This is a genomic window from Moorena sp. SIO4G3 (assembly GCF_010692305.1).
Classification (GTDB): domain Bacteria; phylum Cyanobacteriota; class Cyanobacteriia; order Cyanobacteriales; family Coleofasciculaceae; genus Moorena; species Moorena producens_A.
The window spans coordinates 1-3,190 of sequence record NZ_JAAHIG010000606.1 but is presented as its reverse complement, the minus strand read 5'-3'; the positions used below and the strand labels follow the sequence as shown (position 1 = coordinate 3,190).

Below are 3,190 nucleotides of genomic sequence, written 5' to 3'. Positions count from 1 at the left end.
AAGAAAAAATTAGCACAAGAGGCAGAGAAGAGAGGAATGAACCAATCTGAGGTACTTAGAAGTTTAATAGCTCGCTTTCCCGATCCCAAGGACTCTGTGTAAAATTCATCCCACACCTATGCTACGCATCAGGATGTGGGGCTTCTTTTACCGGCCAGCTAAACTTATAGCCAGTGGTGGCGATATGCCCTAGGCATCTGCCCTGTAAGCAATCACTCTCTTGGTGTGCGTTCCCTACCGCTTTGAATAAGCGCGGGGTTCCACCCCATCTTTAATTTGGCTGCCTGATGGGGTGACAACCCAGCTGGATACAGAAGTACTAGATGCACCCTAACTAATTCCCTCAGCCACTTACAGAGTATATCCTCTGTAAGTGGCTGAGGTTTTTTTGTGTTGATATCAGTTTTTACAAAAGATTTATGATATAAATATTTATAATAGTTAACATAAAGTAACAAGAGACTATCTAGAGGCAGGAAAAATTAACTATGGCACTCTTTAATTTGTTCAACTCTCAGACCAAGTACGTTGATGAGGACAGCCAGGACATGGCACAGTCCATAGAAGCTAACCAGTCCCAAGAGTTTTTCTTGGACACAGATGAAGCCAAAACAATGGGAAACATTGACTATATGCGCAGCGGCGTTAAGGTCAAGAAATCCTATCCCAAGACCAAAACTGCTATTTTAAGGGGTGAAGTGATAGAGGAGATCTCTGCTACAGATAAAGCGACCCTTTCCCAAAATGAGACACCTATGGCCACCTCTGAGCCTGCTTCCCAGTCTGGAGCTACATCAGGACAAAACGGTCAGGTAACCTCTCAACGCCGTCGCCCTGACTCCAGCCTGGATCCTTTCCTCCAAATGGCTCAGGATCTAAGAAAGGGTTAATTCAGTGCTTTGTAGATTGACTCCAATTCTACAAGGCATGATCAAATCTTAACTGCACCAGTGGCAAATTTGATTTTTAGATAATCCTCTTCCATCTTGGCTCCTGAAGGTTTTAGGGCTGCTAAAGCTTGGGGGAGGACTAAATTGCGCCGATGGTTACCAATGCGAACATTCAATTCATCTCCTGTTTGAGTAAGCTGTATTTTGTCTTTGGGTATACCAGGTAGATAGAGTTCTAGGCTGTACTCATTTTGATGCTGTATAACTCTAATGGTATTTTCTTGGTAATAAACTTGAGTGGGATCTTCTGAACCATAGAGGGTTTCTTTGAGACGCTCCAATGCCTCAATACCGCACATCTCTTGGGAATAGAGGGGAACTTCTTTAATGGGTAAAGGGCGGAAATTGTTGTGAATTTCCTGGCGGTACTGTTGCTGATTTTCTTTCCAGCGTTGGAAAAATGGGTCAGTTACTTGGTCAGGAATAATCCGATTGGCAACAACTAGATCAGTGGCAACGTTGTATAGGCTTAAGTAAGCATGAGCTCGTAAGGACTCCTTAATCACCATTCTCTCAGGATTAGTGACCAGACGCACTGATGTTTGTTGGTTGTCAGTGAGTACCTTCTCTAGGGCTTCAATTTGTTCATAAAACTCATAGGGAGCATCCATGACCTCTTTATCTGGTAAAGAAAAGCCAGCAATGGGTTTGAATAACGGTTCAACCAAAGGTCTCAGAGCAACTGACATACTTTGTAGTGGCTTATAAAAACGGCGCATATACCAGCCACTGACTTCTGGTAAGCTCAGTAACCGTAGCGCAGTACCAGTAGGAGCTGAGTCAATAACCAGAACATCGTACTCGTCTTCATCGTAGTGACGTTTCATGCGGACGAGACCGAAAATTTCATCCATACCAGGAAGAACGGCTAATTCTTCTGCCTGTACCCCATCTAAGCCCCTAGCTTGCAGCACTTGGGTAATGTAACGCTTAACCGCTCCCCAGTTTCCTTCCAATTCCATCAGAGCGTCAAGTTCTGCTCCCCAAAGGTTGGGGCGGACTAATCGGGGGTCGTGACTTAGTTCAATATCAAAACTATCTGCTAGGGAGTGAGCTGGGTCAGTACTCAGAACTAGGGTTTTGTAGCCTAACTCGGCACAACGCAAGCCAGTAGCAGCGGCTACAGAGGTTTTTCCTACTCCTCCTTTACCGGTCATCAAAATTACGCGCATGGTATGCTCCAGCTGTTCTGAGAAAAGTTTACATTTATTTACTTTACATTACTGTACAAAAGCTGCTTCAGTACGTCCAGGCGTGAACAGTCCCAATAATCTATATGAGAAACAATTAATCCCTCAGCATTCAGCTTTAACTCGCTCCAGCCAGGAATAGTCATTCGAGGTTTCCAGGGTAATGGCGTAGTCCAGCTCAGAGTCCAGCGGGTGTTAATTGTATCTCCTGACTCGGAAATGTGTTGCAAATCTAGATGGGGCTCGAGGAACCAGCGATTGATAAAAGCAATCATTTGTTTGTAACGCTCAAGCCCGCGAAACTGGTTGAGGGGGTCTTTAAAATAGACGTCTGAGGCGTAGATGCTATAAGTTTGGTCAGCTGGGAACCTTTGATAGTCTTGTTCGATAATTTGGGCTATAGGACTGAGAATCTCTTGTTGGTCAGGGTCTTGAGTGTTATTATACCGATTTGTATTCATACGTTGTATTCATACAGGTATTAATAACCTAATATATTTCGTTATTTAGTTGTTAGTCCTACTGGCTTGTTCAAACAAGAACAAGGCTTTTTCGCGAATTTTACCTAACCCGACGGAAGTCAGCAGTTTGTGCCAAGCTTCTGCCAAGTTCTCGTCATTGGGGCTCTGCCTTCGCAACTCTACCAGAGTGGTTAATGTTTCGTACCAAAGCCGATCATTTGCGTAGATCACAACACGCTTTTGGGGGGTTGCTTGGTTTAGACGCTGCACAAGGTTTGGATCTTCTTCAACTCGCTTGACCCCACCATCAATATAGATATTTTTTGACGAGTCGCCGGGATCAATCAATCCTACCTGCCAGTAATACTTCTGATTAACTTCTAACGGAGGTAGGTTCACAAAGGGAGGAAGCGTTATACTCCTAATTCCAGCATCTACCTTATCGGGTAAGGGATACTTGACTGAGTAAAGCTCCTTTCCATTGGCATCTTTCAGCACAAACTTTAAATCATGCCCTGATGCATATTCTATACAGGGCATATACCAAGAGAAAGTGGGGTATTCAGAAACCGTTGTTCCCATCCCAGAA

4 protein-coding genes are annotated in these 3,190 nt (G+C 44.1%); 1 reads left to right on the top strand and 3 read right to left on the bottom strand.

What is annotated here, in order from left to right; genetic code table 11:
• The first annotated feature begins 488 nt into the window (after window positions 1-488).
• Window positions 489-890 (top strand): hypothetical protein, encoded by a 402-nt coding sequence (locus F6J99_RS43515; RefSeq protein WP_293123282.1) that lies wholly within the window; start codon window positions 489-491, stop codon window positions 888-890.
• 41 nt (window positions 891-931) lie between these two features.
• Here the strand turns inward: F6J99_RS43515 and F6J99_RS43510 are convergent, their stop codons facing one another.
• The 3 genes from F6J99_RS43510 to F6J99_RS43500 all read right to left on the bottom strand — a co-directional run.
• Entirely contained in the window at window positions 932-2,122 is a 1,191-nt protein-coding gene (locus F6J99_RS43510) for a TRC40/GET3/ArsA family transport-energizing ATPase (protein ID WP_293123278.1), read from the bottom strand.
• 38 nt (window positions 2,123-2,160) lie between these two features.
• The gene (locus tag F6J99_RS43505; RefSeq protein WP_293123275.1) at window positions 2,161-2,601 is read right to left on the bottom strand and encodes a DUF2358 domain-containing protein; all 441 of its coding nucleotides are present in this window, start codon (window positions 2,599-2,601) and stop codon (window positions 2,161-2,163) included.
• A 45-nt stretch (window positions 2,602-2,646) separates the two neighbouring features.
• Window positions 2,647-3,190, bottom strand: a 544-nt coding sequence (locus tag F6J99_RS43500; protein ID WP_293123272.1) for a DUF928 domain-containing protein, incomplete at its 5' end; no start/stop codon positions are given.